General features: G+C 70.7%; 3 protein-coding genes. 1 reads left to right on the plus strand and 2 read right to left on the minus strand.

What is annotated here, in order from left to right:
- Together FKV24_RS16780 and xerD are read right to left on the minus strand one after the other, a co-directional pair.
- The coding region (locus FKV24_RS16780) for a DsbC family protein (RefSeq protein WP_141483196.1) at nucleotides 1–873 on the minus strand (873 nt) is incomplete at its 3' end.
- 656 nt (nucleotides 874–1529) lie between these two features.
- Nucleotides 1530–2507, minus strand: a complete 978-nt coding sequence (xerD, locus tag FKV24_RS16785; protein ID WP_141483197.1) for a site-specific tyrosine recombinase XerD — start codon at nucleotides 2505–2507, stop codon at nucleotides 1530–1532.
- Nucleotides 2508–2536: 29 nt separating this feature from the next.
- On the opposite strand from xerD, the gene FKV24_RS16790 reads away from it, so the two are divergent.
- Nucleotides 2537–3043 carry an RDD family protein gene (locus tag FKV24_RS16790; RefSeq protein ID WP_141483198.1) on the plus strand — a complete coding sequence of 169 codons (507 nt, stop codon included), beginning with the start codon at nucleotides 2537–2539 and terminating at the stop codon, nucleotides 3041–3043.
- Nucleotides 3044–3709 lie beyond the last annotated feature (666 nt).

The raw sequence follows: 3709 nt of genomic DNA on the forward strand, positions 1-3709 counted from the left end.
GCCGCCGGCCGCAGCGTTGCCGCCCGGGGCGGCATTGCCGACCGCCGCAGGCTCGGCCTTTTCCGCCGCCAGCTTGTCCAGGGTCTCGCGCAACGCCGCCGGCGGCACGTAGCCACCGACCTGGGTGCCGTCCTCGGTCAGGATCATCGGTGTCCCGGTCAGGCCGGCACGCTGGCCGATGTTGTACTGCATGGAGACGGTGTTCTTGCAATCGTGCTCGGGCACCGACTTCTCGGCCTTGGCATCGGTCAGCGCCTGCTTGCGATCCGACGCGCACCACACCGCGACCATCTTGTTGTAGTCCTCGCTGCCGATACCCATGCGCGGAAAGGCCAGATACTCGATCGCGATGCCCTGCTGGTTGTACTCGGCGATCTCGCTGTGCAGGCGGCGGCAGTAACCGCACTCGACATCGGTGAACACGGTGACGGTGTACTTCGGATTGGCCGGCGCGAACACGATGCGCTCGCTGGCCGGAATCGTCTTGAGCAGGTCGCGGCGCAGGCCGGCGAGGCTGGCCTCGCTGAGGCTGCGCTCGGACACGGTGTCGTACAGCGCGCCGCCCTGGCCCGGCAGGAACATGTAGCGGCCATCGTCGCTGACATAGACCACCTGGCCGCTGACGATGACCTCACGGAACCCCGGCAGCGGCGCCGCGCCGATCTGCTCGGGCTGCAGGTTCGGGTTGAGGGTGCGAACCGCCGCCAGCGCGCGCGCCTCGGGCGTGCCCTCGGCGGGCTCGGGAGTCGCGGGCAACATCGGGCTGGAGACCACGGGGGCCTTCAATGGCGTGCCGGTGGCATCGGCTTCGGGCGCCTGCGCGCAGGCGGAGAGGCTGATCGCGCCGAGCACGGCGAGGAGGGTGCGCTTCATCTGCATCATTTCCTGACTGAACGGGGTGCCATCCGATGGACGATTGCTTCGATTGTGGCACGCGGCGCCCGCCCGTGTCGGGGCCTGGACCACGGAACGGTTCAGATTGGCGATCGGCGGCCGTCCGCCGGCCCCTCGCGTCCCGCGGCCCGGTGATATCCCGTAGGAGCGGCGTGAGCCGCGACCCGACTTTGCCGAGAAGGCCCATCGCGGCTCACGCCGCTCCTACGAAGAGCATTTGCCTACCCCATGAACCCAGCCCCCTGAGTCAGGGGGCGATTCGTGCCGCAGGCACGAATGGGGGTCTGGGGGCACGCCGGCGGGGCCCAAGGTTTGCGAAGCAAATTTTGGGGATTCCCGGGCGCAGTCCGGGGATCGCGGCTCACCTCGCCTGCCCGGCCCAGACGCCAGCGTCTGGGCGTTCGAGCGGGCGCGAACCGATGGTTCGCAAGCGGCCCTCTCTCACCCCCGGCCCGGCGCAGCGCGCCGGGCGTTCGGCACGGCCGCGAGCCAGTGGCTCGTGAACGCTTCCACTCGGCTTCGCCTCGTGGGCCGTTGCGGGCTCGCGCTGCGCGCTCACCTCGCAACCCCGGCCCGGCGCAGCGCGCCGGGCGTTCGGCACGGCCGCGAGCCAGTGGCTCGCAAACGGCCGTGCCTCACCCCCTCGGGTGGTGTTTGGCGTGGAGCTGTTTGAGCTGCTCGCGGGCGACCAGGGTGTAGATCTGGGTCGTCGACAGCGAGCTGTGGCCAAGCAGCATCTGCAACGAGCGCAGATCGGCGCCGTGGTTCAGCAGATGGGTGGCGAAGCTGTGGCGCAGACCGTGCGGGCTGAGCCGGTCCGGATCGATGCCGGCGGCGCCGGCATAACGCTTCACCAGCCGCCAGAACTGCTGGCGGCTCGGCGCCTCGCCCCTGGCCTCCAGGAACAGCGGCGGCAACGACCGCTTGCCCGCCAGTTGCGGCCGTGCCTGCGAGAGGTAGCGTTCGAGCCAATGCTGCGCCTCCTCGCCCAGCGGCACCAGCCGCTCCTTGCGCCCCTTGCCGGTCACCCTCAGGACGCCCTGGCGCAGGTTGACCGCGGTCGCCGGCAGCTCGACCAGCTCGCTCACGCGCAGGCCGCAGGCATACATCAGCTCGAGCATCGCGCGATCGCGCAGTCCCAGAGGCGTGTCGACATCCGGAGCCGTCAGCAGGGCTTCGATCTGGCTCTCGGTGATCGCCTTGGGCAACGAGCGCGGCAGCTTCGGCGACTCCAGCAATGCCGCCGGATCGTCTCCACGCTCGCCCCGGCGCAGGCACCAGGCATAGAACGCCCGCAACGCCGACAACAGCCGCGCGTTGCTGCGCGGCGAGTAACCCTCGCCAGTACGCCAGGCCAGATAGTCGAACAGGGTCCCGCGCTCGGCGCCCGCCAATCCGCCGCCACGCCCTCCGCGCCAGCGGGCCAGTCCGGCCAGATCGCGCCGGTAGCTGTCCAGGGTCGGCCGGGACAGCCCGCTCTCGGCCCATACCGCATCGATGAAGCGATCGATCACGGCGGCGTCGGTCTCCGGCACGGGAGGCAGCGCCATCATCCGCGCGCGACGCTCGGCCGGGGTCTGTTTCCGGCCTGTCGCCGGTGCCTGGGGACTCATGCGGGCAGCTTAGCGACTATCCTTTTGCGATGGCATCCGAACCGCATCCGACCGGCCGCAACGACGGCGAACCCGCCAGCTCCGCACCTCGAGCCAAACCGCTGCTGGGCTGGCGCCTGCTGGCGCTGTTCTACGACCTGTGGCCGGTGCTGGCGATCTGGCTGGCCGCGTCGGCGGTGTTCACGCTCGGCTACTACCTGGCCGGCCACGCCGCGCGCGAGAACATCGCGCCGTTCAGCCCGCTGCAGATCCTGCTGTGGCTGGTCTGCTGGCTGCTGGCCGGCGCCTACGCGATCCTCAGCTGGCGGCGCGGCGGGCAGACCCTCGGCATGCGGCCGTGGCGGCTGCGGGTCGTCGCCGACGACGGCGGTCGCCCCGAGGCGCGAGCGCTCGCGCTCCGCTACGCGATCGGCACGCTGTCGCTGCTGGCAGCGGGCCTGGGGTTCTGGTGGGCCTGGTTCGATCGCGACCGCCTGACCTGGCACGATCGCGCCAGCGGCACCCGGATGACGCGGCTACCCAAGCTCCGCCGCTGAGCAGGCCACGGGCACGGCACGGGCTGCGGCCAGGGTCACCGAGTCCCTCGACTGCCGCTCCTACGGGACAGGGCCCGGTGGCCCCGCCCCCTGAGTCAGGGGGCGATTCGTGCCGCAGGCACGAATGGGGGTGTGGAAGCACAACGGTGGGGCCCAAGGTTTGCACAGCAAACTTTGGGAGATATCCGGGCGCAGCCGGAGATCGTCCCCCTGAGTCAGGGGGCGGTTCGCATCGCAGATGCGAATGGGGGTGTGGAAGCGCAACGGTGGGGCCCAAGGTTTGCGAAGCAAACTTTGGGAGATATCCGGGCGTAGCCGGAGATCGTCCCCCTGAGTCAGGGGGCGGTTCGCATCGCAGATGCGAATGGGGGTGTGGAAGCGCAACGGTGGGGTCCAAGGTTTGCGCAGCAAACTTTGGGGATTCCCGGGCGCAGCCCGGGGATCGCGGCTCGCCTCGCCGGCCTGGCCCAGACGCCAGCATCTGGGCGTTCGAGCGGGCGCGAACCGGTGGTTCGCAAGCCGCCCTCTCTCACCCCCCCTGCCCGGCGCAGCGCGCCGGGCGTTCGGCACGGCCGCGAGCCAGTGGCTCGCAAGGGAATCCACTCGGCTCCGCCTCGTGGGCCGTTGCGGGCTCGCGCTACGCGCTCACCTCGCAACCCCGGCCCG

The organism is Marilutibacter maris, from assembly GCF_006546735.2.
GTDB lineage: Bacteria > Pseudomonadota > Gammaproteobacteria > Xanthomonadales > Xanthomonadaceae > Marilutibacter > Marilutibacter maris.